Source organism: Stenotrophomonas sp. PS02298 (genome assembly GCF_029959445.1).
Taxonomy (GTDB): domain Bacteria; phylum Pseudomonadota; class Gammaproteobacteria; order Xanthomonadales; family Xanthomonadaceae; genus Stenotrophomonas.
The window spans coordinates 1-25,247 of record NZ_JASCOR010000059.1; the positions used below are offsets into that span (position 1 = coordinate 1).

The 25,247-nt window shown below is 64.2% G+C and carries 17 protein-coding genes and 2 rRNA genes; 12 read left to right on the forward strand and 7 right to left on the reverse strand.

Translation table 11 applies throughout. The annotated features are described in order from the left end of the window. The first annotated feature begins 400 nt into the window (after positions 1-400). From QMX78_RS10595 to QMX78_RS10620, 6 genes are all read left to right on the forward strand, one after another. A complete protein-coding gene (locus tag QMX78_RS10595) occupies positions 401-1,642 on the forward strand; it encodes an efflux RND transporter periplasmic adaptor subunit (protein WP_282269230.1) in 1,242 nt (413 codons plus the stop codon). 47 nt (positions 1,643-1,689) lie between these two features. Next, positions 1,690-4,914: an efflux RND transporter permease subunit gene (locus QMX78_RS10600; protein ID WP_282269232.1), complete on the forward strand. Its 3,225-nt coding sequence runs from the start codon at positions 1,690-1,692 to the stop codon at positions 4,912-4,914. A gap of 6 nt (positions 4,915-4,920) precedes the next feature. Continuing rightward, positions 4,921-8,040: an efflux RND transporter permease subunit gene (locus QMX78_RS10605; RefSeq protein WP_282269234.1), complete on the forward strand. Its 3,120-nt coding sequence runs from the start codon at positions 4,921-4,923 to the stop codon at positions 8,038-8,040. A gap of 139 nt (positions 8,041-8,179) precedes the next feature. Then, a complete protein-coding gene (locus QMX78_RS10610; RefSeq protein ID WP_282269236.1) occupies positions 8,180-8,344 on the forward strand; it encodes a hypothetical protein in 165 nt (54 codons plus the stop codon). Positions 8,345-8,562: 218 nt separating this feature from the next. Further along, a complete protein-coding gene (locus tag QMX78_RS10615; protein ID WP_282269238.1) occupies positions 8,563-9,672 on the forward strand; it encodes a catalase family peroxidase in 1,110 nt (369 codons plus the stop codon). After that, the gene (locus tag QMX78_RS10620) at positions 9,669-10,205 is read left to right on the forward strand and encodes a cytochrome b/b6 domain-containing protein (RefSeq protein ID WP_282269240.1); all 537 of its coding nucleotides are present in this window, start codon (positions 9,669-9,671) and stop codon (positions 10,203-10,205) included. Before QMX78_RS10615 ends, QMX78_RS10620 begins: the two co-directional genes overlap by 4 nt. A 5-nt stretch (positions 10,206-10,210) precedes the next feature. Here QMX78_RS10620 and QMX78_RS10625 read toward each other — a convergent pair whose 3' ends face one another. From QMX78_RS10625 to QMX78_RS10645, 5 genes are all read right to left on the reverse strand, one after another. Further along, positions 10,211-10,981: a ThuA domain-containing protein gene (locus QMX78_RS10625; RefSeq protein WP_282269242.1), complete on the reverse strand. Its 771-nt coding sequence runs from the start codon at positions 10,979-10,981 to the stop codon at positions 10,211-10,213. Positions 10,982-11,243: 262 nt separating this feature from the next. Beyond that, positions 11,244-11,846, reverse strand: a complete 603-nt coding sequence (locus QMX78_RS10630) for a response regulator transcription factor (protein WP_282269244.1) — start codon at positions 11,844-11,846, stop codon at positions 11,244-11,246. After that, on the reverse strand, positions 11,843-13,048 hold the full coding sequence (locus QMX78_RS10635; RefSeq protein ID WP_282269246.1) for a sensor histidine kinase: 1,206 nt from the start codon (positions 13,046-13,048) through the stop codon (positions 11,843-11,845). The genes QMX78_RS10630 and QMX78_RS10635 overlap by 4 nt, the downstream gene beginning before the upstream one ends. 35 nt (positions 13,049-13,083) lie before the next feature. Next, positions 13,084-13,863: an ABC transporter permease gene (locus QMX78_RS10640; protein ID WP_282269248.1), complete on the reverse strand. Its 780-nt coding sequence runs from the start codon at positions 13,861-13,863 to the stop codon at positions 13,084-13,086. Beyond that, on the reverse strand, positions 13,863-14,783 hold the full coding sequence (locus QMX78_RS10645) for an ABC transporter ATP-binding protein (RefSeq protein ID WP_282269250.1): 921 nt from the start codon (positions 14,781-14,783) through the stop codon (positions 13,863-13,865). Before QMX78_RS10645 ends, QMX78_RS10640 begins: the two co-directional genes overlap by 1 nt. Positions 14,784-14,994: 211 nt before the next feature. Here QMX78_RS10645 and QMX78_RS10650 point away from each other — a divergent pair, with 211 nt between their 5' ends. The 6 genes from QMX78_RS10650 (at position 14,995) to QMX78_RS10675 (ending at position 24,490) form a co-directional block, all read left to right on the forward strand. After that, positions 14,995-16,245, forward strand: coding sequence for an efflux RND transporter periplasmic adaptor subunit (locus QMX78_RS10650; RefSeq protein ID WP_282269252.1), 1,251 nt, complete (start codon positions 14,995-14,997; stop codon positions 16,243-16,245). A gap of 396 nt (positions 16,246-16,641) precedes the next feature. Beyond that, on the forward strand, positions 16,642-17,328 hold the full coding sequence (locus tag QMX78_RS10655) for an ABC transporter ATP-binding protein (protein WP_282269254.1): 687 nt from the start codon (positions 16,642-16,644) through the stop codon (positions 17,326-17,328). 11 nt (positions 17,329-17,339) lie between these two features. Continuing rightward, positions 17,340-18,500, forward strand: coding sequence for an FtsX-like permease family protein (locus QMX78_RS10660; protein WP_282269256.1), 1,161 nt, complete (start codon positions 17,340-17,342; stop codon positions 18,498-18,500). Positions 18,501-18,510: 10 nt separating this feature from the next. Further along, on the forward strand, positions 18,511-19,818 hold the full coding sequence (locus QMX78_RS10665) for an ABC transporter permease (protein WP_282269258.1): 1,308 nt from the start codon (positions 18,511-18,513) through the stop codon (positions 19,816-19,818). A 238-nt stretch (positions 19,819-20,056) separates the two neighbouring features. Beyond that, a complete protein-coding gene (locus tag QMX78_RS10670) occupies positions 20,057-22,909 on the forward strand; it encodes a TonB-dependent receptor (RefSeq protein ID WP_282269260.1) in 2,853 nt (950 codons plus the stop codon). Positions 22,910-23,413: 504 nt separating this feature from the next. Continuing rightward, a complete protein-coding gene (locus tag QMX78_RS10675; protein ID WP_282269262.1) occupies positions 23,414-24,490 on the forward strand; it encodes an alpha/beta fold hydrolase in 1,077 nt (358 codons plus the stop codon). A 409-nt stretch (positions 24,491-24,899) separates the two neighbouring features. On the opposite strand, the gene rrf (QMX78_RS10680) is transcribed toward QMX78_RS10675, so the two are convergent. Together rrf (QMX78_RS10680) and rrf (QMX78_RS10685) are read right to left on the reverse strand one after the other, a co-directional pair. Next, positions 24,900-25,014 (reverse strand): 5S ribosomal RNA (gene rrf, locus QMX78_RS10680). Between the two features lie 131 nt (positions 25,015-25,145). Beyond that, positions 25,146-25,247: ribosomal RNA gene (gene rrf / locus QMX78_RS10685) — 5S ribosomal RNA — on the reverse strand; the annotation flags it as partial.

Below are 25,247 nucleotides of genomic sequence, written 5' to 3' on the forward strand. Positions count from 1 at the left end.
CTTCCCCGCAACCACCGGCTTGGGGGAGCGGCGCCAGCCGCGATGCTGATGGTTCGCCAGATCACAGACCAATTGGTGGCTCCCACCGGGCCGGCTTCGCGGCTGACGCCGCTCCTACAAGAACAGCCAGATCGCAGGCCAATTGGTGGTTCCCAATGTGCCGGCTTCGCGGCTGACGCCGCTCCCACAGCGTTCCTGCTGGTTGATGCGACGCTGGGAACACCCCTGCCGAGCATGGCTCGGCACTACAACATAAGGTCAACCGATGCCGCGATGGAACGTTCATCACCTGCACGGGTCTGTATGCGTGGCCCATCGGTCATGCCTCCATGACAACAGGCGCGGCGGTATCCTCTGCGCCTTGTTTGCCCTCCCCTATCGGTTCCTCAGGAGTTTTCGCATGTCGCGTTTCTGGAAGATCGTACTGCTGGTCATTGCAGTGCTGCTGGTGGCCGGTATCGGCTATCGGGTGATGGGGGGCGGCAAGCAGAAGGCCGGTGCGGCGCAGGCAGGCATGAGCCAGGGCGGCCAGGGTGAGCAGGACAAGGACCCGGTGCCGGTGACCGCGGTCAGTGCCGAGAAGAAGGACGTGCCGGTCTACCTGACCGCGCAAGGCACGGTGACCGCGTTCAATACCGTCACCGTCAGCCCGCAGGTCGGCGGCCAGCTGCTCAGCGTCAACTTCCGCGAAGGCCAGGCAGTCAAGAAGGGCGAGCTGCTGGCGCAGATCGACCCGCGCACCTTCCAGGCCCAGTACGACCAGGCCGTCGCCAGCAAGCGCCAGAACGAAGCCCTGCTGGCTACCGCACAGTCCAACTATGCACGCTCCAACTCACCGGAATACCGCCAGTTCGTCGCCCAGACCGACCTGACCACGCTGCGCAACCAGGTGACCCAATACCAGGCCGCCGTCGCCGCCTCGCAGGCCTCGGCAGCACAGGCCAAGGTGCAGCTGGATTACACCCGCATCACCTCGCCGATCAACGGTATCGCCGGTATCCGTGCGGTTGACCCGGGCAATGTGGTCAGCGCCGGCAGCCAGATCGTCACCGTCACCCAGCTGCAGCCGGCCTATGTGCTGTTCAACCTGCCCGAGCAGCAGCTCGATGCAGTGCGCAGCGCACAGGCCGCAGGCCCGCTGCAGACCGCCACCCTGGACCGCGAAGGCGGCAGCGTGGTCAATGCCGACGGCGTGCTGCAGGTGGTGGACAACCAGATCAGCAGCAGCAGCGGCACCTTCCGCCTGCGCGCACAGTTCCCCAATGCCAACGATGCATTGTGGCCGGGCCAGTTCGTCAACGTGCAGATGAAGCTCAACGTGCTGCCCGGCGCGATCGTGGTGCCGGCCGAAGCGGTGCAGCGCAGCAGCACCAGCGATTTCGTCTACCTGGTCAAGCCCGACAACACCGTCACCCTGCGTGAGGTGGTGCAGGGCGGTCAGGTCGATGACAGCCACGTGGTGATCAGCACGGGCCTGCAGGCTGGCGACAAGGTCGTCACCGAAGGCCAGTTCCGTTTGAAGGAAGGCAGCAAGGTCAATGCACTGGCACCCGGGCAGGCACCGCCGACGCCGACTGAAGAACAGCTCAAGGCGGCCAGCCAGAAGGGCAACCGTGGTGGACGGGGTGGCCCGCCGCGCTGAGGCGCTGGCCGGCACCCGCCTCTCCTCCCCCGCACCAGGAACCGACCGTGGGCTTTTCGACTATCTTCATCCGGCGCCCGATCGCCACCTCCCTGTTGATGATCGGGCTGATGCTGCTGGGCATCCTCGGTTACCAGCGCCTGCCGGTTGCGGCCCTGCCCGAGATCGAAGCGCCCAGTCTGGTGGTGACCACCCAGTACCCGGGCGCCAGCGCGCAGACCATGGCCTCGCTGGTGACCACGCCGCTGGAGCGGCAGCTGGGGCAGATTTCCGGGCTGGACATGATGACCTCCGATTCGTCGGCAGGCCTGTCCAGCATCGTGCTGCAGTTCTCGATGGAACGCGACCTGGATACCGCCGCGCAGGACGTGCAGGCAGCGATCCGCCAGGCCACCCTGCCCAGCTCGCTGCCCTATCAGCCGGTCTACAACCGGGTGAATCCGGCCGACGCACCGATCCTGACCCTGAAGCTGGCCTCGGACACGCGACCGCTGCGTGAGGTCAACGATCTGGCCGACTCCATCCTCGCCCAACGCCTGTCGCAGACCGATGGTGTCGGCCTGGTCTCCATCGCCGGCAATGTGCGGCCGGCGGTGCGCATCCAGGTCAACCCGGCACAGCTGTCCAACATGGGCATGACCCTGGAAGACCTGCGCAGTGCGCTGACCCAGGCCAACGTCAACGCGCCCAAGGGCTCGCTCAACGGCAAGACGCAGAGCTATACGCTGTCCACCAACGACCAGCTCAGCGACGCGGCCGACTACAACGACATCATCATCCGCTACCAGAACGGTGCGCCGGTGCGCCTGCGGGATGTCGCCAAGGTGGTCGATGGCGTCGAGAACGACCAGCTCGCCGCCTGGGCCGATGGCAAGCCGGCGGTGCTGCTGGAAGTACGCCGCCAGCCCGGTGCCAACATCGTCAAGACGGTGGAGAACATCCGCCAGATCCTGCCCAACCTGCAGGGCATGCTGCCGGCCGATGTGAAGCTCGATGTGTTCTCCGACCGCACGGTGACCATCCGCGCCTCGGTGCATGACGTGCAGTTCACCTTGATCCTCACCATCTGCCTGGTGGTGGCGGTGATCTTCGTATTCCTGCGCCGGCTATGGGCGACGGTGATCCCGTCGGTGGCGGTGCCGCTGTCCCTGCTGGGCACGTTCGGGGTGATGGCCTTCGCCGGCATGTCGCTGGACAACCTGTCGCTGATGGCGCTGACCGTGGCCACCGGCTTCGTGGTCGATGATGCGATCGTGATGATCGAAAACATCGTGCGCTACATCGAGAAGGGCAAGGACGGCCAGGAAGCGGCGGAGATCGGCTCCAGGGAGATCGGCTTCACCGTGTTGTCGCTGACGGTCTCGCTGATCGCGGTGTTCCTGCCGCTGATCCTGATGCCGGGCGTCACTGGTCGTTTGTTCCACGAGTTCGCCTGGGTGTTGTCGATTGCGGTCGCGATCTCGATGGTGATCTCGCTGACGCTGACGCCGATGATGTGCGCCTACCTGCTCAAGCCCGATGCGCTGCCGGAAGGCGACGACGCGCATGAGCGGACCGCGGCTGAAGGCAAGGTCACCGCCTGGTCGCGCCTGGTCGGCGTCTACGAGCGCACGCTGGACTGGGTGCTGCACCACCAGCCGCTGACCCTGGGCATCGCCCTGGCCTCGGTTGCGTTGACCGTAGTGCTGTACATGGTGATCCCCAAGGGCCTGCTGCCCGACCAGGACACCGGCATGGTCACCGGCGTGGTCATCGCCGACCAGAACGTCGCCTTCGAGCAGATGCAGCAGCGCACGCAGGCCGTGGCCGCCGCGCTGCAGAGTGATGAGGCTGTGACCGGCGTCGCCGCCTACATCGGCGCCGGCAGCATGAATCCCACCCTCAACCAGGGCCAGCTGAGCATCGTGCTCAAGGACCGTGGCGATCGCGATGGGCTGGATGTGATCCTGCCGCGCCTGCAGGCCGCCGCCGCGCATATCCCCGGCATCGCGCTGTACCTGAAGCCGGTACAGGACGTGACCCTGGATACGCGCGTGGCCGCCACCGCCTACCAGTTCTCGCTGTCGGACATGGACAGCGCCGAGCTGGCCAAGCAGACCGAGCGCGTCACCGATGCATTGCGCCGGCTGCCGGAACTGGCCGACGTCGACGACAACCTGGCCAACCATGGCCGCGCGCTGCATGTGGAAGTGGACCGCGACAAGGCCAGCCGCTACGGCGTGCCGATGCAGACCATCGACGACACGCTGTATGACGCCTACGGCCAGCGCCAGATCTCGACCATCTTTACCCAGCTCAACCAGTACCGCGTGGTGCTGGAAGTGGCGCCGGAGTTCCGCACCAGCGATGCGCTGATGAACCAGCTGGCGATCGGCAGCAATGGCAGTGGCACGCTCAGCGGCAGCAATGCCACCACCCTGGGCCAGGTGACCTCGAGCAACTCGTCCACCGCCACCGGTATCGGCAGTGCCAATACCGGCATCGCGCTGGGCGCAGGCGGCAGCATCCCGCTGTCGGCGATTGCCAGCGCCAAGCCCGGCACCGCACCGCTGATCGTCAGCCACCAGCAGCAGCTGCCGTCGGCGACGATCTCGTTCAACCTGGCACCGGGTTACTCCTTGTCCGAAGGCGTGGATGCGATCAACAAGGCGGTAGCCGAGTTGGAGCTGCCGCAGCAGATGCAGGCGCAGTTCGTCGGTACCGCGGCCGAGTTCTCCAGCAGCCAGACCGACGTGATCCTGTTGCTGCTGGCCGCCATCGCGGTGATCTACATCGTGCTCGGCGTGCTGTACGAGAGCTGGATCCATCCGCTGACCATCATCTCGACCCTGCCGCCGGCCGGCGTCGGCGCATTGCTGGCCTTGTACCTGTGCGGCATGAGCCTGTCGGTGGACGGCATCGTCGGCATCGTGCTGCTGATCGGCATCGTCAAGAAGAACGCGATCATGATGATCGACTTCGCGCTGGACGCGCAGCGCTCCGGCGCCAACGCCTATGACGCGATCCGCCGCGCCTGCCTGCTGCGTTTCCGCCCGATCATGATGACCACCGCCGCGGCCATGCTCGGCGCCCTGCCGCTGGCACTGGGCACCGGTATCGGTTCGGAGCTGCGGCGCCCGCTGGGTGTGGCCATCGTCGGCGGCCTGCTGCTGTCGCAGCTGGTCACGCTGTACACCACGCCGGTGATCTACCTGTACTTCGAGCGTCTGTCCGAGTGGGCGGCCAAGCGCCGCGAACAACGCGCCGCTGCACGCCTGCAGACGGCACGGTAAGCGCGGATGAACATCTCCGCGCCTTTCATCTCGCGCCCGATCGGCATCACCCTGCTGGCGATCGGCCTGTTCTTCGCCGGGCTGGTCTGCTACCTGCGGCTGGGCGTTGCCGCCCTGCCCAACCTCGCCATCCCGGTGATCTTCGTGCAGGCCTCCAATACCGGTGCCGACGCCAACACCATGGCGGCCACGGTCACCGCGCCCTTGGAGCGGCACCTGGGCCAGGTGCCGGGCATCGACACCATGCGCTCCAGCAGCAGCGATGGCCGCAGCATGGTGTTCCTGATGTTCAACACCAGCCGCAACATCGATTCGGCTGCACAGGACGTGCAGGCTGCGATCAATGCGGCCATGGCCGACCTGCCGGCCGGCATCAATACGCCGACGTACCAGAAGGCCAACCCCAACGACGATCCAGTGATCGCCTTGGCACTGACCTCGGATACACAGTCGGTGGCCGAGCTGTACAACACCGCCGACTCACTGCTGGCGCAGCGCCTGCGCCAGCTGCCCGGTGTCTCGCAGGTGGATATCGCCGGTGCTTCCACGCCGGCGGTGCGCGTGGACCTCAACCTGCGTGCAATGACTGCGCTGGGCCTGAGCCCGGATGACCTGCGCAATGCGATGCGCGCAGCCAACGTCGCCTCACCGCTGGGCTTCCTCAGCGACGGCAGCAGCCAGACCGCGATCATCCTCAACGACCAGATCCGCAAGGCCTCGGATTTCGCCAACGTCGCCATCTCCACCCATGACGGCGCAGTCGTCCGGCTGAAGGATGTGGCCACGGTTTACGACGGCCAACAGGATGCTTATCAAGCGGCCTGGTTCAACGGCAAGCGCGGCGTGCTGATGTATGTCTACCTGCGCAGCGGTGACAACCTGGTCGCCACGGTTGATCGGGTAAAGGCGGCCATTCCCTCGCTCACCGGTTATCTGGATGCCGGCAGCACGCTGACCCCATACTTCGACCGCACGCCGACCATCCGCGCTTCGCTGGCCGAAGTACAGATCACCTTGATGATCAGCCTGCTGATGGTAATCCTGACCATGGCGCTGTTCCTGCGCAGGCTGGCGCCGACGCTGATCGCTGCAGTGACCGTCCCGCTGTCGCTGGCCGGTGCCGCGCTGGTGATGTATGCGCTGGACTTCACCCTCAACAACCTCACCCTACTGGCGCTGGTGATTGCCATTGGCTTCGTCGTCGACGATGCCATTGTGGTGATCGAGAACGTCATGCGCCATCTCGACGAGGGCATGCCGCGACGTGAAGCAGCGATGGCCGGCGCGCGCGAGATCGGCTTCACCATCGTCTCGATCACCGCCTCGCTGATCGCGGTGTTCCTGCCGATCATCTTCGCCCAGGGCATGATCGGCGCGTTCTTCCGCGAGTTCACCCTCACCCTGGTTGCGGCCATCCTGGTCTCGGCGGTGGTCTCGCTGACCCTGACCCCGGCACTGTGCGCACGCTTCCTGCATCCACATGCCGAAGGCGCACGCGACACCCGCACCAACCGCCTGCTGGACCGCGTGCATGAAGGCATGCTCAAGGTCTATACGGTCGCGCTGGACTTCTCCCTGCGCCACGCCTTGCTGCTGTCACTGACGCCATTGCTGCTGATCGTGGCCACGTTCTATCTGGCCGGCTCGGTCAGCAAGGGCCAGTTCCCCGAACAGGACACCGGCCTGATCTGGGGCCGCGCCAGCTCCAGTGCCACCGTCTCGTTCCAGGAAATGGCCGAACGCCAGCGCCGGCTCAGCGATACCTTCCTGGCCGACCCCGCGGTGAAGATGGTGGGCTCGCGACTGGGCTCCAGCCGCCAGGGCAGCAGCGCACAGTTCAACATCGAGCTGCATACCGAGAAGGAAGGCCGCAAGGAGCCCACCAATGTGGTGGTCAGCCGACTCAGCGCAAAAGCCGCGCAGTTCCCGGATCTGGATGTGCGTCTGCGCGCGATCCAGGACCTTCCCTCCGACGGCGGCGGTGGCGGTTCACAGGGCGCGCAGAACCGCGTGACCCTGCAGGGCAACGACGCCGAACAGCTGGCCGAATGGCTGCCCAAGCTGGTGACCGCGTTGAAGCAACATCCGCAGCTGCGTGATGTCGGCTCGGACGTGGACAAAGGCGGCTTGATGCAGAAGATCGTCATCGACCGCGAAAAAGCCTCGCGTCTTGGCGTGACCATCGGCGCCATCGACGGTGCGCTATATGGCGCTTTCGGCCAACGCCAGATCTCCACCATCTACGCCGACCTCAACCAGTATGGGGTTGTGGTCAATGCGCTGCCCAGCCAGACCGGCAGCCCGGCCGCGATTGAAGACCTGTACGTGCCATCCAAGAGCGGACAGATGATTCCGCTGACCGCCATCGCCCATCAGGAAGCCGGCCTGGCCCCGTCGCAGGTCACCCACCAGAACCAGTACACGGTGATGGACCTGAGCTACAACCTTGCCCCCGGTGTAAGCAGCGGCGAAGGCGACGCTATCGTCAAATCGGTGATCGAAGGCCTGCGCATGCCCGGCGATATCCGCCAGGCCGCGCCCGGAGGTTTCCGCCAGGCCATGGACCCGGTGGCGATGCTGATGCTGATCATCGCTGCCATCGCCACGGTCTACATCGTGCTCGGCATGCTCTACGAGAACCTGGTGCATCCGGTGACGATCCTGTCCACCTTGCCAGCAGCAGGCATGGGTGCCTTGCTGGCCTTGTGGGTCACCAATACCGATCTGTCGATCATCTCGATGATCGCGCTGGTGTTGCTGATCGGCATCGTCAAGAAGAACGCGATCATGATGATCGACTTCGCCCTGGTCGCGCAGCGCGTGCACGGCAAGTCGCCGGCCGAAGCAGTGCGCGAAGCCAGCATCGTGCGCTTCCGCCCGATCATGATGACCACGATGGTCGCCATTCTTGCGGCACTACCGCTGGCGATTGGCCTGGGTGAAGGCTCCGAGCTGCGCCGCCCGCTGGGCATCGCGATGATCGGCGGCCTGCTGATCTCACAGAGCCTGACCCTGCTCAGCACCCCGGCGCTGTATGTGATCTTCTCCTGCCTGCAGCAGCATTGGCGCAACTGGCGCGCACGCAGCAAGGAACGCAAGCGCCTGCGCAAGCTCGCACGCGCGTGATGCCCCCTCCCTTGCGCACAGCGCAGGGGGTGAAGAAGGTCTGCTTGCGCGGCACTGCCGCGCGACCTGATGAACGACCGAAGGCTACGCCTTCGGGCCGGACGGGTTGGGGAGGGGTGCTCTGGCTCTGGCTCTGGCTTTGGCTGTTGCTTTGGCTTTGGCTGTTGCTTTGGCTGTTGCTTTGGCTGTTGCTTTGGCTGTTGTTTTGGCTTTGGCTTTGGCTTTGGCTGTTGTTTTGGCTTTGGCTTTGGCTTTGGCTGTTGCTTTAGCCCTTCTCCCGCCTGCGGGAGAAGGGTTGGGATGAGGGGAGCTTTGGCTTTGGCTTTTTTGCGCACAGCGATCTAAGCGAAAAAAGCGACAGAAATAGCGCAGAAGCTCCCCCTCCCCAACCCTCCCCTGCACTGCGTGCAAGGGAGGGAGCAAGGCACAAAGCAGGGAGCAAAGCGCAAAGCTGGCCCTCCGCAGCCAGTTCTGCCACCGTATAGCAGCACCACGCTCCCGTCATACACGACTGGTATCGCAATGCCCCTATTCAAGTTCACCCGCCACGGCGGGCTAGCGCGCGGCAGCCAGCCGCACTCTCCCCTGCCCTGGATCGCATTGATCGCGCTGATCCTCGGCGCAGTCTCACTCGGCTTTGCCTGGCTTGCCGGCTGGATTGGCCGTGATCGCCTGACCGCGCAGAACTTCACCGACGCCATCGAAGCCACCGGCGCAAACCATCCCGGCTTTCGTCGCGCCCACAGCAAGGGCGTATGCGTAAACGGCTGGTTCGAACCAAATGCACAGGCACCACAACTGTCCCACGCCCGCGTCTTCGAACAGGCGCGTGTGCCGGTACTCGGACGGCTGTCGATAGGGGGCGGCAACCCGCATGGTGCCGACAACAATGCACGCGTGCGCAGTATCGCCCTGCAGCTGAGCAGCGATGACGGCCAGCAATGGCGCATGGCCATGAACAGCTTCCCGTTCCTTGCCGTCGCGACACCGGAGGCCTTCTACGAGCAGACCCGCGCACAGATTCCTGATCCCGCCACCGGCAAGCCGGAGCCGGCCAGGCTGGCGGCGATCCAGGAGAAATATCCCAGCGCCCGCGCGTTCACCCAATGGGCCAAGACCGCACCGTGGACCGACAGCTGGGCCAGCACCGAGTTCAACAGCGTCAACAGTTTCTGGTTCACCAATGCGCAGGGGCAGCGCCGAGCTGTACGTTGGCGCTGGCAACCACAGGCCACGCCGCGTGAGCTGGATGCCGCAACCCGCGAACAGGCCGGCGTGGATTTCCTCAGCCAGGATCTTCAGCAGCGGCTCGCACAGGGCCCGGTCCGCTGGAATCTGGTGGTGACCCTGGCCAGCACGCAGGACGCGATCAATGACCCGTCCGTGCCGTGGCCGGCCGAACGCGAGCAAGTAACCGCGGGCGTGCTCACCATCGAGCGGATGCAGCCGCAGGAACAAGGCAGCTGCAATGACCTCAACTTCGACCCGCTGATCCTGCCCGAGGGCGTCGAAGGCAGCGATGATCCCATCCTCGCCGCCCGCTCAGCGGTGTACTCGCAATCCTTCAATCGCCGCGAGCGCGAGCGCGCCACTGGCGAAGCCGCACGTGACAACGCGCAGGTGCAGCCATGAACAGCAATGGCCACTTCAACCTGCTGGCGCGCGTGCTGCACTGGAGCATGGCGCTGCTGATCCTGGCGATGCTGTTCGTCGGCGTGACCATGGTTGCCTCGGTGCACCTGCGGCCGGGGTTGATAAACCTGCACCGACCTCTCGGCATCCTGATCCTGCTACTGGCCGTGCTGCGCCTGTACAACCGCCTGCGCCACCGGCCACCGCCGCTGCCTGCCGACCTGCCGGCATGGCAGGCGTGGGCCGCCACCGCATCGCATTGGCTGTTGTATGCATTGATGTTGGCGATGCCGCTGATCGGCTGGGCCATGTTGTCGGCGGGCGGCTATCCCATCGTGCTATGGGGCGGCGTGCAGCTGCCGGCCATCGTGCCGCATACGCCATCGCTGTATGCCTTGCTTCGCAATGCCCACAGCCTGCTCGCCTACCTGCTGTTCGCCACGGTGCTGGTGCATGTGGGCGCGGCCTTGTTCCATGCCTGGGTGCGCCGCGATGGCGTGTTCCAGGCAATGGCGCGCGGCCCACGCCGCTAAAGCACTCACCGCGCTGGCGGCTTGCCCTCGCCCTTGCCGGTAGCGGCCCAGTAGATGCCACCGTACAGGTGCTCCAGGTAGCGCGGATCGTTATAGGCCTCGGCCTGATGTCCCAGCGCGGTGGCAAATACGCGACCACCTTCGAACCGGTGATACCACGCCACCGGATGATCCCTGCCCATGCCCTTGGCAACCTGGCCCGGCCAGATCAAGGTCGGATCGTAGCTACGCTCATCAACCGCCAGCAGCGTGACCAGGTCATCGCTGTACGGGGGATCGTACTCGTACCACTCGTCGCTCCACATCCAGCGCTGCGGCAGACCCGCGGTCGCTGGAAAATCACGGTTGACCACATCGACCATGGCGGTCTGCAGATAGGGATGGGTACGGAACGAGCGGCCAATCATGCGGTCGTACCACTCCCACTCACCGCGCTGTATCGCGAACGCCTTGTGCACCGCGACCACGCCACCGCCATTGCGCACGTACTGCTGGAATTTCTCGCGCTGCGCGGGCAATAGGTCGGTGGCCGGTGTGTTGAGCAACACGATGGCGTCGTACTGCGCCAGATCCTGATCGAAGGCACTGGTGTTCCAGGCCCAGGTCAGCGCGAAGTAGTGCTGTCGCGCGAGCGCCTCGAACTGCGGCTTGGCCACCGGGATGTAGTCATGGTGGTACTGGTTGGGGATTGCAGCGACCAGTACCTTGAACTGCTGCGCCCATGCAGGGCTGCTGATACCCAGCAATACCGCCAATATCCAGCATCTACCTCGCATGCCCAGCTCCTGCCCGTGATTGCAGCGAGCATAGTGTGCCGTCGACGCGGCAACGGCCGCGTTGCTGAAATTTCATAGCTCATGCGGATAAAGGCATACCACAACGCCCTTGTAGGAGCGGCATAAGCCGCGAAGCACGCACTGCGACCGCTGCGGTGAGGTTGGGGCTGCTTGGTAGGCCCCTGCCGAGCATGGCTCGGCACTACATTGGTTGGGCTTGCCTGGGAGGCTCCTGCCGAGCATGGCTCGGCACTACGGTGGGCTACAGCCAGCCCTTCTGGCGCGCAATGCGGTGGGCTTCGATGCGGTTGGCCACGCCGAGCTTTCCAATGCACTCGGACAGATAGTTACGCACGGTGCCGTGCGACAGCCCCAGCTGCTCGGCGATCTCATTGGCCGAGCGGCCTTCGCCGGCGAGTCGTAGCACCTGCCGTTCGCGATCATTCAGCGGGTCTGCCTCGGACCAGGCCTCTACCGCCAGTTGCGGGTCGATCGCACGCCCGCCGCGCTGCACCTGACGCAATGCATCAGCCAGCTTCTCGGCCGGCGCATCCTTGAGCAGATAGCCCTGCACGCCTGCGTCCAATGCGCGGCGCAGGAAGCCGCTGCGGGCAAACGTGGTGACGATCACCACCTTGATCGGCAACTGCTGGCGCTGCACCCGTTGTGCCAACTCCAGCCCGGTCAGCAGTGGCATTTCAATGTCGGTGACCAATACATCCGGCTTCAAGCGCTGCAGTTCGCGCCAGGCGATTTCGCCGTCGGCTGCCGTGCCTATCACTTCGATGTCTGATTCCAGGTTGAGCAGTGCCGACAGCGCTCCGCGCACCATCGCCTGGTCCTCGGCCAACAGGATGCGGATCATGCGCGTGCCCCCTGCGCCGGCAGACTTCCTGCGTCGGCCTGCGGCACGCCAGTGACCAACGTCGACGGCCTGTCCTGCGCCTGCACCGGGACCCGGATCTTCAAGCGCGTGCCCTGGCCCTTCGGCGATTCGATCTGCAGTTCACCGCCCAATGCCAATACCCGCTCGCGCATTCCGGCCAAACCATTGCCGTTGGCTGAAACACCACCGCGACCGTCGTCCACTACTTCCATCTGCACCGCCTCCGGCGAAACGTCGATGCTGATCAGTGCCTCATTGGCCTGGGCATGGCGAGCGATATTGGTCGCGGCCTCGCGCAACACCATCGACAAGCCAGCCTCGATCCACGCAGGCATCGCCGGTGGCGGCGAATAACGCAGGTGCACGCGCGAAGACTCCAGCAATAGATGGGCCGAAGCCAACTCAGCAGCAAGGTCGGCAGCACGAAAACCAGTAACCGCGCTGCGCACCTGGGCCAGCGCATCGCGCGCGATCTGCTCGGCCTCGGCCAGCTCGCGCTGCGACCGCTGCGGGTCGCGCTCGAACAGCTTGCGTGACAGTTCCATCTTCAGGGTGATCAGCGACAGGGTATGCCCGAGCAGATCATGCAGATCACGACCAATGCGCTCGCGCTCGGCGGTCGCGGCCAGGCGTCGTACTTCCTCATGGGAGAGGCGCAGCGCTGCATCCTTCTCGCTGCTCGTGCGCTCGACGTTGACGATCAATCCAATGATGACCGTCAGCGCCGGGATCCACGCAATCACCTGCCACGGGTAGCCAATCCACCATGCCAGCGACAGGAACGCAAGGTTCAACAGCACCAGCTCGAACATGTACTGGCGTGTGCTGATGCAACGGTTGGTCCGCAACATCACGCAACCGAACACGAAGTAGTTCATGCCGGAGGGGTAGATCGGCAGCAGCGCCATCGACAGCACGATCATCGCCAGCGCGAAGATCGGCGCGTGCCGCCGCGCGCTTGTCAGCGTCAACATGTAGAACACGATGAACAGCGGGAACGACCACAGGGTGATCAACGCCCAGCGCAGGGTGTAGCCCGCGCCGAACATCGGCGTGATGAACACCCAGACCGTCCACAGCAGATGCACGGCATCCACCCACGGCCATTTGCCGAGCTTGATGTTGTCGGCCACCACCGAGTCCGGTGCCGGCTTCAACCACCCAGGGCGCTGCAATCCCATCGACGTTCATCCTGTGCAATGCGGCAATGATGCCATCAGCCGTGGCGGCGCAGACGCCAACCAGCCACCGCCATGATGCCTACCGTGAATACGAGCAGCCACAGCACGTGCGGCCACGCGCTGCCCACCTCGAAGTCCAATGCGCCCTGCGCCAACATGTTCAGATGATGACTCGGCCAGATCACCGCCAGGTCCCGCAACAGCGGCGGCAACACCTTCAACGGAAACCACAGGCCCGACAACACCGCCATCGGCAGGTAGACCAGGTTGATCACCGCGGCTGCACCATTGCCCTTGGCCAGCGTGCCCAGCAACAGGCCCAGTGCGCAAAACGGCAAGGTGCCCAGGGTTGCCACCGCGGTCAGCCGCAGCATCTGTGAGGCATTGAGCTGCACCCCGGCCACGGTGGTGGCCAACAGCTGCAGGATCACCACGATGGCCAGCGCGGTCAGCATCGCCATCACCATCTTGCCGAGCAGGTAGGCCAGCGGTGGCATCGGCATCGCGCGCTTGAGGGTAAGCAGGCCGTTGTCACGTTCCAGTGCCAGCGCGATGCCAAAGCCGAACAGGCCCGGCGCCATCACCCCGAAGGTGACATAGCTGCCGAGCAGGAAGCGGGCGGCCTGGGCCGGCTGCGTGTGGCCGAGCAACACCGCGAACAGCAGATAGAAGACTGCCGGAAACAGCAGGGTCGGCAGCACGAAACCCGGATAGCGCAGATAGCGCAGGCATTCGGCACGGCTCTCCTGCAGATAGGCACCCAGCACTTGGCGGGACGACATCACCGGCAGCATGGATTCGTATTGGCTGTTCATCAGGCTGCCTCACGTTGTATTTGCGCAGCATCGGCTGCAGTCAGATCGGTGAAGGCTTCGCCCAGGCCAGCCGGCTGCACCTCCAGTCCGGATAGCGCAGGGTCTGCCTGCAATAGTTGCCGCACCACGCTTTCGACGCGGTCGCTGCGCAGCTGCAGGTAGTCACCGTCCCGGTTGATCTGCACCACTCCTGGCCAGGACGCCAGCACCGCCGCATCCAAGGTGCTGACACAGCGGATGCTGCGATGGATGACCCGTGCGCGCAGTGCATCCACGCTGCCGTCGCTGACGATACGTCCGCGCAACAGCACGCAGACACGATCGGCCAAGCGCTCGGCCTCCTCCAGATAGTGGGTGGTCAGGACCACCGCGGTGCCTTCGGCGACCAGGGCCCTTACCGTCGCCCACAGCTGCTGCCGGGCCGGCAGGTCGAGGCCAACCGTGGGTTCGTCCAGGAACAGCAGCCGTGGCCGCCCACACACGGCAAGGGCGAACTGAACCCGTCGCTGCTGCCCGCCGGACAGCTTGCCGTAGCGACGCTTCAGCAGGTCCTCGATACCGGCCAGCGCGGCTACATCCGCCAGATCGCGGGGCGCCGGGTAGTAGCTGGCCGACAGTTGGATCAGCTCGGCCACGTTCAAGGTCTCCGGCAACGCGGCGCTCTGCAGCATCACCCCGATGCCACGCCGCGCCGCCAGCTGCTGCGGATCATGACCGAACAGCTGCACCTGCCCGGCATCGGCCCGCAGCAGGCCCAGCAGCAGGCTGATGGCGGTGGTCTTGCCTGCACCATTTGGCCCAAGCAGCGCCAGCACCTGCCCGGCCCGCAGCTCCAGATCAACGCCATCCAGGGCCCGTACTGCACCGTAATGCTTGTGCACGCCTTGCAGGCTTGCCAGTACTTCACCATGTGCCGTCATTGCCGCCGCCTTCTTCAGGGAGTGCCGCAACATTAGGTCGGCGATGTCTGCCTCCCCAGTGAGTCCGATCAGGCAAAGCACATGACAGCCGTCACCTGCGCGCCGGGGCGGGTGCTGCCTATGATGTGCCCATCCCGGTCCATCACTGTCGGCCGCAGCGAATTACGCTAAGTTGCGGTCACATTTCCCCTCTCACGCCGTCCTGCTACCCATGAATGCATCTGCTGAACTGCTGAAGGAACTCCGCATCGACCGCTCCGCCCCGCCACCGCGTGGCCCGGCACCGTCGCGCCGTTGGTTGTGGATCGTGATCGGACTGGTAGTAGCCCTGCTGCTGGTACTCGGTATTGGCGCCATGTTCGGCGGCAAACCGCCGGTGACGGTGCAAACCGCCCCCGTGGTGGCCATGAACCAGGCCGGTGCCGGCAACAGTTCGGTGCTGGACGCCAGCGGCTACGTGGTTGCCCGGCGCATGGCGACCGTCTCGGCCAAGATCACCGGCAAGGTACGCGAGGTGATGATCGAGGAAGGCATGCGGGTCGAAGAAGGCCAGGTGATGGCCACGCTGGACCCGATCGATGCCAACGCGCAACGCAGCCTCAACGCCGCCCAGCTCGATGCCGCCCGCAGCCAGACCGAAGGCCTGCAGGCGCAGCTGCGCCAGGCCGAAGCTGAGGCGGGCCGCCTGCAGTCGCTGGTTGGCCAACAACTGGTCTCACGCTCGCAGTATGACCAGGCCGTGGCCGCACGCGACAGCCTGCGCGCGCAGCTGGCAACTTCACGCCACAACGCCAAGGTCGCGCAGGATGCGCTGGCCATCGCCGACCTGGGCGTGGACAACAACGTGGTACGCGCACCGTTCTCCGGCGTGGTCACGGCCAAGGCCGCGCAGCCCGGCGAGATCGTCTCGCCGCTGTCAGCCGGTGGCGGCTTCACCCGTACTGGCATCGGCACCATCGTCGACATGGAATCACTGGAAGTGGAAGTGGAGGTAGGCGAAGCCTTCATCGGCCGCGTACAGCCGAAGATGCCGGTGGAAATCGTGCTGAATGCCTACCCGGACTGGAAGATTCCGGGCCACGTGATCGCCATCATTCCCACCGCTGACCGCGGCAAGGCGACGGTCAAGGTACGTGTGGCATTGGAAGCAAAGGACCCACGCATCGTGCCGGAGATGGGCGTACGCGTCAGTTTCCTGGAGAAAGCCGCAGCCGCTGGCACTGAAGCACCGAAGGGCGTGCGCGTACCCGCTGCCGCCATCGTCGAGCGCGACGGCAAGCCGGTCGCCTTCGTGGTGCAGGCCGATGACAAGGTGAAACAGCAGGCACTGGAAGTAGGCCAGGTATTGGCCAAGGACAAGCAGGTGCTGTCGGGATTGAATGCCGGACAGACAGTGGTGCTCAGCCCTGCAGCGGAATTGAAGGATGGCGACAAGGTGGCATTAGAAGGCGCCGGGAAGTAAGCGCGGGCTTGTGATCTTTGCTGCGCTGCTGCGAATCACCTGATGCACTGAAGTAGCGCTTTTGCTTTTGCTTTTGCTTCTACCCCCTCCCTTGCGCGAAGCGCAGGGGAGGGTTGGGGAGGGGTGCTTTGGCTTGAGAAGCCAAGTAAAGCAAAGCCACCGCAGAAGCCTGAAGCAGAGCAAAAGCTGCCCTCACCCCTACCCCTCTCCCGCAGGCGGGAGAGGGGAAAGCAACAACAGCAAAGGCCAAAGCCAAAGCCAAAGCCAAAGCCGAAGCCCCCATCCCTGGCCCTCCCCCTTGCCCTCGGCAAAGGGAGGGGACCAGAAGCAAAGCGAAGCATTCCGGCGTACGACCTCATTCATCAAACATCACCGCGTCACTGCTGAGGATCATCCATGAGCACCCTCGTCTCCCTGCGCAACATCACCAAGACCTACCAGCGTGGCCCGGAAAAAGTGCAGGTCCTGCACGGCATCAACCTGGACATCGACCGTGGCGACTTCGTCGCGCTGATGGGCCCCTCCGGTTCCGGCAAGACCACCTTGCTCAACCTGATCGGTGGCCTGGATACCCCAAGCGGTGGCGAGATCAACATCGAAGACCAACGCATCGACCAGCTCAGCGCCGGCCAGCTCTCCACCTGGCGCAGCCACCACGTTGGCTTCGTGTTCCAGTTCTACAACCTGATGCCCATGCTCAGCGCGCAGAAGAACGTCGAGCTGCCGCTGCTGCTGACCAACCTCAGCGCCAGCGACCGCAAGCGCCGCGCGCAGATCGCCTTGACCCTGGTCGGCCTGGCGGATCGCCGCGATCACCGGCCCAACGAGCTCTCCGGCGGCCAGCAACAGCGCGTGGCCATCGCCCGCGCCATCGTCTCCGATCCCACTTTCCTGATCTGCGACGAGCCCACCGGCGACCTCGACCGCCAGAGCGCGGAGGAAGTGCTGGGCCTGCTGCAGCTGCTCAATCGCGAACACGGCAAGACCATCATCATGGTCACCCATGATCCCAAGGCCGCCGAGTACGCCACCCACACCGTGCATCTGGACAAGGGCGAGCTGGTCGACGCCCCGGTGCACTGAGGAGCACGGCCATGAAGTACTTCTCATTGATCTGGGCGCAGCTGTTCCGCAGCCGCACGCGTACGTTATTCACCCTGCTCTCCATCGTTACCGCCTTCCTGTTGTTCGGCATGCTCGATTCGGTGCGCGTGGCCTTTGCCAGCGGCGGCAGCACCGTGGCTGGCGCCAACCGCCTGGTGGTGGCCTCGCGTCTGTCCATCACCCAATCACTGCCGATCCGGCTGGAGTCGCAGATACGGCAGATCGAGGGCGTCGACGATGTCACCTATGCCATGTGGTTCGGCGGCATCTACCAGGACCAGAAAAATTTCTTCCCGAACTTCTCGGTTGCACCGAACTACTTCGACCTGATGACCGAGTTCGACATCTCCAAGGAACAGGTGGAGGCTTTCCGCAACACGCGTACCGGCGCCATCGTCGGTGAGTCGCTGGCCAAGCAGTTCGGCTGGAAGATCGGCGACACCATTCCGCTGCAGGCCACCATCTTCCCGCGTGGTGGCAGCAACGATTGGCCGTTGCAGCTGGTTGGTACCTTCAAGTCCAAGAACACCGCTACCGCTGCCAACGAAGAACGCCAGCTGATGATGAACTGGAAATACTTCGACGAATCCAACGACTACATCAAGAACCAGGTCAGCTGGTACACCGTGCGTCTGGACAACCCGGATCATGCTTCACGCGTGGCGCAGGCCATCGACGCGATTTCGGCCAACTCCGACCACGAGACCAAGAGCCAGACCGAGTCGGCCTTCCAACAAGCCTTCATCAAGCAGTTCGCCGACATCGGCATGATCGTTACCTCGATCATGGGTGCCGTGTTCTTCACCTTGCTGCTGCTCACCGGCAACACCATGGCCCAGGCCGTGCGTGAACGCGTGCCCGAACTTGCCACGCTGAAGACACTGGGCTTCAAGGACGGCACCATGCTGATGCTGGTGATGGTGGAGTCCATCGTACTGGTCGGCCTGGGGGGAGCGATCGGTTTGGGGCTCGCCGCGCTGGCGCTGCCGGTGATGGCGCCGCAGACCATGGGCCTGCTGCCACCGCACGTACCGGCACAGACCTGGATCGTGGGACTGGTGCTGATCGTGGTGATCGGCTTGGTGGTGGGCGTGTTGCCGGCACTGCGGGCCAAGCGCCTGAAGATCGTCGACGCACTGGCCGGGCGCTGAGGACAACGACATGAAGAACTTTCTTTCGAATGCGCTGGTTATCGTGCTGTTGGTGGTTGGCCTAGGCGTGTGGATCGCGCTGCCATGGATCGGTGTGGCGGTACTCGCGGTGGCGATCACACTGTGGCTGCTGCTCACGCGCACCGGGCGGCTGGCACTGGCTGCAACCCGGATTGGCCTTGCCAGCCTGCCGCAGCGTTGGGGCGCCTCATCGGTGATCGTGATCGGTATTGCCGGTGTGGTCGGCGTGCTGGTGGCGATGCTGGCGATGGGCCATGGCTTCCAGGCCACACTGGAAAGCACTGGTGATGACAGCACCGCAATCGTCCTGCGCGGCGGCTCGCAGGCCGAGACCAACTCGGTGATCACCCGCGATCAGGTGCCCTTGCTGGAAACCCTGCCAGGCGTGAAGCGTGGTGAAGATGGCCGGCCGTTGGTGTCTGCTGAAGTCTCGCAGGTGGTCAACCTCACCTCGCGCGGCGACGGCACCGATGTCAACGCACAGTTCCGTGGTGTCGGCGAGCAGGCCTGGGCCGTGCACGACAAGGTAAAGCTGGTCGAAGGCCGAAAATTCGGTGCAGGCCTGCGTGAGATCGTCGCCGGCCGTGGGGCGCAGAAGCAGTTCCAGGGCCTGGAGGTTGGCAAGGAGTTGATGCTGGGCAATCAAGCCTGGACGGTGGTCGGTATCTTCGAATCCGGCGACGCGCATGATTCGGAGTTGTGGACCGATGCGCAGACGCTGGCCACTACCTACAACCGCAGTGCCTGGCAATCGATCAGCGTGCGCACCGACGGCAAACAAGGCTTTGAGAGCTTCAAGGCAGCCGTCGCCAACGATCCGCGGCTCAAGCTCGACGTCGAAAGCACGGCCGAGTATTACCGCAAGCAGGGCGGCGGCTTGAACAAGCTGCTCAAGGTACTGGGCACGGTGATCGGCGCGATCATGGCCGTTGGTGCGGTGTTCGGCGCACTCAACACCATGTATGCCGCCGTCGCCACCCGTGCCCGGGAAATCGCAACGCTGCGCGCAATCGGCTTCCGTGGCGTGCCGGTGGTTACCGCCGTGATGCTGGAAACCATGCTGCTGGCCCTGCTGGGCGGTCTGCTCGGCGGTGCCGTCGCCTGGCTGGCATTCAACAACTTCACTGTTTCAACCCTGGGCAACAACTTCAGCCAGGTGGTGTTCCAGTTCAAGGTCTCGCCACCACTGTTGTGGAGCGGATTGAAGTGGGCGTTGGGAATTGGCCTGGTCGGCGGCCTGTTCCCCGCACTGCGCGCGGCGCGTTTGCCGATCACCACCGCATTGCGCGAAACCTGACTCAACACGGCGCAGCCCGCACAGCAAACAACCCACCTGCCCTTGTGCAGGTGGGTTGGCGGAAAGTCTACCTTCACGCAGCCATCGGTTTCGGTCATCATGCGCGCCCGCCCAAGTCCCGGCGGCCAGCGGAGCTGTGATGGCAGATGCTGTGTCCCTCCCCCAACGGTGATGCATCTGTGACAGCGCCCCCAAAGGGCGCTTTTTTTGTAGTTGGTATAAAGGAAAACCGAAAGCGATGTATTTGAAGTCGACCAAGCTGTGCTCCGCGATCACCCTCGCGTTGCTCGGCAGCTCCAGCCTCACCGCGTTCGCACAGGATGCGGGCGAGACCACCACCACCCTGGACCGCATCGAGATCACCGGTTCACGCATCCGCCAAGCCAGCGTTGAGACCGCCCAGCCGGTCATCGCCTTGAGCCGTGCGGAAATCGAGAAGAAGGGCTACGTCAACGTCGCCGACATCCTGCAGGACGTCACCGCTGCCGGCGCACCGTCGCTGAGCCGCGCTTCGGCGCTGTCGTCCGGCCGTGACTACGGCGGCATGTATGTCAGCCTGCGCAACCTCGGCCCGGAGCGCACCCTGGTGCTGATCGACGGCCGCCGCATGGGCGTCAGCGCCGGCGGCTTCTCCGACGTCGGTTCGATTCCTTCGGCCATCGTCGAGCGCGTTGAAGTGCTGACCGACGGTGCTTCGGCACTGTACGGCTCGGACGCCATCGCCGGCGTCGTCAACGTCATCACCCGCAAGAACTTCGACGGCGGCAACGCCAGCGCCTATGTCGGCCAGTACGGCGAAGGCGACGGCCAGAAGCGCTCCTACAGCGCCAATTTCGGCAAGACCTTCGAGCGCGGCTGGTTCAGCATTGGCGCCGAAAAGACCAAGGAAGATCCGGTCCTGGGTGGCGCCCGTGAATTCACCGCCTATCCCAACGGCCCCTACCATCCCGCTGATGGCCTGAACGGCAATACCCAGTGGGGTTCGGTCACCGTCGACGGCAAGCAGCTCACCGTTGGCCCGGGCGGTGATCCGTCCGATGTCGCCAACTTCCACAAGCCGGACGCGGCGACCTACGCCAACACCAAGACCAACATGACGCTGCTCTCCTCGCTGGAGCGCAAGTCTGCCTTTGCCAATGGTGGTTTCCAGATCACCGACGATCTGCGCGTTGTCGCCGACGTTCTGTACAGCGAACGCGAATCGGTCAAGCAACTCGCCGGTTATCCGTACTCGGTGTCGGCCGCGCAGGCAGCCAGCGGCGCACGTGCCGCACTCTCAGCCGATAGCGCGTTCAACCATTGGGGCAAGGACGTGCTGTTCTCGCGTCGCACCGAGGAATACCCGCGTGTGACCAACAACGCGCTGACCACCAAGCGCGCCAGCCTTGGCCTGGAAGGCAGCTTCGAGACCGGTTCGCGGTTCTGGGACTGGAACGTGAGCTACATGTTCAACCGCAATGAAGGCGAGCGTCGCAGCCTGCAGAGCATGTACCAGCCGAACGTCAACCTGGCCGTCGGCCCGTCCTTCATCGACGCCAACGGCGTTGCCCGCTGCGGCAGCCTCGGCAACGTGATCGAAGGTTGCGTGCCGTGGAATCCGCTGGCACCGGCAGGCAGCAACACCCCCGGCTCGCTCAGCGACAAGGCGGTGCGCGACTACATCTTCACCCGCTTCACCGATGAAATGCGAAGCACCACCAAGGTGGTCAGCGCCAACATCTCCGGCTCGCTGGCGAGCCTGCCGGCCGGTGACATCATGGCGGCGATGGGCGTTGAGCATCGCAGCGAAGAAGCCAGCTACACCCCGGACCTGATGGTGCAGAACGGCGAAATCGCCGGCACCAGCGGCGCGCCGACACGTGGCGACTACAAGCTGGACGAGGTCTACCTGGAAGTGCAGGTACCGCTGCTGGCCGACATGCCGTTCGCACGTGAACTGTCGCTGGACCTGGCTGGTCGCTATTCCGACTACAACAACTTCGGTGGCACCACCAACGGCAAGTTCGGCCTGAAGTGGAAGCCGATCGACACCTTGCTGGTCCGCGCTACCTACGGCACCGGCTTCCGTGCGCCGACCGTGGACGACCTGTACGGCGGCACCGTCACCACCCGTGACCGCGTCACCGATCCCTGCGATCGTTCGTTCGGTGCAGCCGCACGCAATGCTGAAGTAGCTGCACGCTGCAGCGCTGCCGGCCTGGGTGCCGACTTCCGCCAGAAGACCGGCGACGGCGAACTGGCCACCACCTCCGGCGTACAGGGCGTCACCGACTTCACCTCCGGCTCCAACGCCGCGCTGAAGCCGGAAACCGCCAAGACCTGGACCGTCGGCCTGGTCTACAGCCCGGACTTCGTCAGCGGCCTGGACCTGAGCCTGGACTGGTGGAAGATCCGCATCGATGACGTGATCGTTGGCGAGTCGGCCACCGACATCCTCAATCAGTGCTACGTGCAGAACATCAGCTCGGCCTGCGACCGCTTCACCCGCTACAGCTCCGGCACCAACAAGGGCCAGGTCAGCGGCATGAACCGTTCGTTGAACAACGCCGGTTACCAGGAAACCGCTGGCTATGACCTCGGCGTCCGTTACCGTCTGCCGGAAATGGCCTACGGCCAGCTGTCGTTGCGTTGGAACACCACGTACGTGGACTACCTGTCGCGCAAGAGCGACAACGTGGTCACCACCCCGATCGAAGAGCTCACCGGCTGGGAAGGCAACTTCCGCGTGCGCTCCAACCTGACGCTGGATTGGCAGAACGGCAACTTCGGCGCGAGCTGGACCACCCGTTACTACTCCAGCATGAAGGAGAAGTGTTCCTACGATCTGGACGGTGGCCCGGAGTGCAACATGCCGGACTTCCAGTCGGCGTACACCGACATGCAGCCGAGCCGCAAGCTGGGCTCCAACACCTTCCACGACCTGCAGGTGCGTTATGCCATGCCGTGGAACGGCACTGTGTCGCTGGGCGTCAACAACGTGTTCAAGCACGAAGGCCCGATCATGTACAGCCAGCCGAACAGCAGCTTCACCTACTACGGTGGCTTCGACATCGGTCGTTTCATGTACATGAAGTACCAGCAGCGCTTCTGATCCAGGTAACAACAGCGGCGGGTGCCGACGACAACGTCGACCACCCGCAACGCTGCGCTTGAAGCCCCTCTCCCGTTCGCGGGAGAGGGGTTGGGGTGAGGGCAGCTTTTCGCTTCTTTGCGGTAGCGCGGCGGCCATCGGCTGCAGGCGGCGTTGCTCCGATCACACAAAAAAAGCTGCGATTGCCAACCCATATGTAGCGGACGCATCACCTGCTTCTCGGCTCACGCCGCTCCTACAAGCACTCGCAAGCGCACTCGCTTTGACCGCATAAACTGCAATTCCCTATTGCAGATAGCGGATGCTTGATCTGCGTCGCGGCTTACGCCGCTCCCACAGACAACTGTGCAAACCTGTCATACCGCCCTTTGTTGAGCGGGCGCCTGATCAGTAGCCCCCCGCAACCCAAACACCACACAACGGTCATCTGCCTGTCATCGCCGCGCGGTAGATGCAGCGCCACTTTGTGACTACCGTGGCAGGCTCCCCAAACCGGTTCCCGCCATGCTTCGTTCGCTGGCGCTGGCTGGCGTCTGCGTGATGCTGGCCGGCTTTGCCCTCTCATCCCCCGTCCCCCCGCTATCGCTCAGTGAGCGCTTGGCGGCACCTGGTGGCACATCACCGCTGGTCCCCACTGAACGCATCGATGCCCTGCTCGCCCGCCTGCCACATCAGCAAGGCAGCGTTACCGGCAGCGATGGCGTCGCCCTGCACTGGGTGTCGTTCGAGCCGGGCGACTACCGCCTGGACTACCGTTATCTGGGCAAGGGAAAGCGCTTCCCGGAGTTTTCGCTGGACGCCTCGGCACCGGACATCGAAACCCACACACAACCACGCGGTACGGTGATCCTGCTGCATGGCTGGATGATGGATGGCGGCTCCCTTATGCCGTGGTCGCTCGAACTGGCGCAACAGGGTTACCGCACTATCGCCCTGGATCTGCGCAATCACGGGCGATCCGGTCATGCGCTTTCCGGCTATGGCACCCGCGAAGGCGAGGATGTGGTCGCCGCATTGAGAGCCCTGAAGAGCAAAGGCCAGGTTACCGGCCCGGTGCATCTGCTCGGTGTCTCCTACGGCGCCGCTACCGCGATCTTCGCCGCACGCGAACTCGGCCCGCAGCTGCGCAGCGTCGTGGCGATGGAATCGTTCGACAACGCCGGCGAAGCAATCCGTACGATGGTCCCGCACATGCTGGCCAAGCCGGCGGAACGTTGGAGCGATTATGTCGCCCTGCCGCTGGCACGCTGGCAGTACGGTGGCCGCGGTCTGGACGAAGCAATCGCCACGACCGATCGCAAACTGGGCCTCAATCTGGACCAGGTGGACGTCGGTCAGGCCTTGGCACAGGTTCCCGCCTGCGTCTTGTTGATACACGGCCGCGACGACGAGCACATTCCGGTAGCACAGGGCCGCGCATTGGCTGCGGCCGCGCCGCACGCGCGCTATCTTGAAGTCGCCGCCGAAGACCACCTGACATTGCCAATGCGCCTGGATCGTCTATCGGGTGCGGTGAACACCTGGTTCGAACAGGCTGATGACAGCGGCGATTGTGCGTCCACGGTGACAGCGAGCCTTTGAGTCACCGACGGTATTCGTGACGGTTCACCAAGGCCCCGCGAACCCGTAGTGCCGAGCCATGCTCGGCAGGGGCATTCCAAGCAGCGCCTACAGAACCCCAAGGCACTGGCACTGGCACTGGCTTTGGCTTTGGTTTCGGCTTCGGCTTTGGCTTTGGCTTTGGCTCCGGCTGTTGCTTAAGCCCTTCTCCCGCCCGCGGGAGAAGGGTTGGGATGAGGGGAGCTTTGGCTTTTAGCTTCTGGCTTCGCTCAAGCCTCTCCGCGCCGTTGTTGCTACGCGCTTCGCGGCTGATGGCCCTAGGCCACCCAGCGCCGCTCCCACAAAAGCCTGCCATCGCTGCCAAAAGCCTGCCGCTGCTACGCGCAAAGAAAAACCCCGCTGCTTCTGGCAGCGGGGTTTTGGGTTTAAATCCTGACGATGACCTACTCTCGCACAGCTTAGGCTGCACTACCATCGGCGCGGCTACGTTTCACTTCCGAGTTCGGGATGGGATCGGGTGGTTCCATAGCGCTAATTTCATCAGGAAGACGGTTTGAGCAGCGCGTTGCGCCGGCTCCAATGCGTTTCCTTGCGGAACTGAAACCAGGCTTTAAAACCCCTGGCTTACATAAAAAGACAAACCCCGCTGCGTGAGCAGCGGGGTTCTTAGATAAAACCCTGACGATGACCTACTCTCGCACAGCTTAGGCTGCACTACCATCGGCGCGGCTACGTTTCACTTCCGAGTTCGGGATGGGATCGGGTGGTTCCATAGCGC

Excerpts from the sequence above, each read along its gene's own strand:
- QMX78_RS10595 (WP_282269230.1), top strand. The coding sequence starts at position 401 with ATGTCGCGTTTCTGGAAGATCGTACTGCTGGTCATTGCAGTGCTGCTG.
- QMX78_RS10605 (WP_282269234.1), top strand. The coding sequence starts at position 4,921 with ATGAACATCTCCGCGCCTTTCATCTCGCGCCCGATCGGCATCACCCTG.
- QMX78_RS10615 (WP_282269238.1), top strand. The coding sequence starts at position 8,563 with ATGCCCCTATTCAAGTTCACCCGCCACGGCGGGCTAGCGCGCGGCAGC.
- QMX78_RS10620 (WP_282269240.1), top strand. The coding sequence starts at position 9,669 with ATGAACAGCAATGGCCACTTCAACCTGCTGGCGCGCGTGCTGCACTGG.
- QMX78_RS10625 (WP_282269242.1), bottom strand. The coding sequence starts at position 10,981 with ATGCGAGGTAGATGCTGGATATTGGCGGTATTGCTGGGTATCAGCAGC.
- QMX78_RS10630 (WP_282269244.1), bottom strand. The coding sequence starts at position 11,846 with ATGATCCGCATCCTGTTGGCCGAGGACCAGGCGATGGTGCGCGGAGCG.
- QMX78_RS10635 (WP_282269246.1), bottom strand. The coding sequence starts at position 13,048 with ATGGGATTGCAGCGCCCTGGGTGGTTGAAGCCGGCACCGGACTCGGTG.
- QMX78_RS10640 (WP_282269248.1), bottom strand. The coding sequence starts at position 13,863 with ATGAACAGCCAATACGAATCCATGCTGCCGGTGATGTCGTCCCGCCAA.
- QMX78_RS10645 (WP_282269250.1), bottom strand. The coding sequence starts at position 14,783 with ATGACGGCACATGGTGAAGTACTGGCAAGCCTGCAAGGCGTGCACAAG.
- QMX78_RS10650 (WP_282269252.1), top strand. The coding sequence starts at position 14,995 with ATGAATGCATCTGCTGAACTGCTGAAGGAACTCCGCATCGACCGCTCC.
- QMX78_RS10655 (WP_282269254.1), top strand. The coding sequence starts at position 16,642 with ATGAGCACCCTCGTCTCCCTGCGCAACATCACCAAGACCTACCAGCGT.
- QMX78_RS10660 (WP_282269256.1), top strand. The coding sequence starts at position 17,340 with ATGAAGTACTTCTCATTGATCTGGGCGCAGCTGTTCCGCAGCCGCACG.
- QMX78_RS10665 (WP_282269258.1), top strand. The coding sequence starts at position 18,511 with ATGAAGAACTTTCTTTCGAATGCGCTGGTTATCGTGCTGTTGGTGGTT.
- QMX78_RS10670 (WP_282269260.1), top strand. The coding sequence starts at position 20,057 with ATGTATTTGAAGTCGACCAAGCTGTGCTCCGCGATCACCCTCGCGTTG.
- QMX78_RS10675 (WP_282269262.1), top strand. The coding sequence starts at position 23,414 with ATGCTTCGTTCGCTGGCGCTGGCTGGCGTCTGCGTGATGCTGGCCGGC.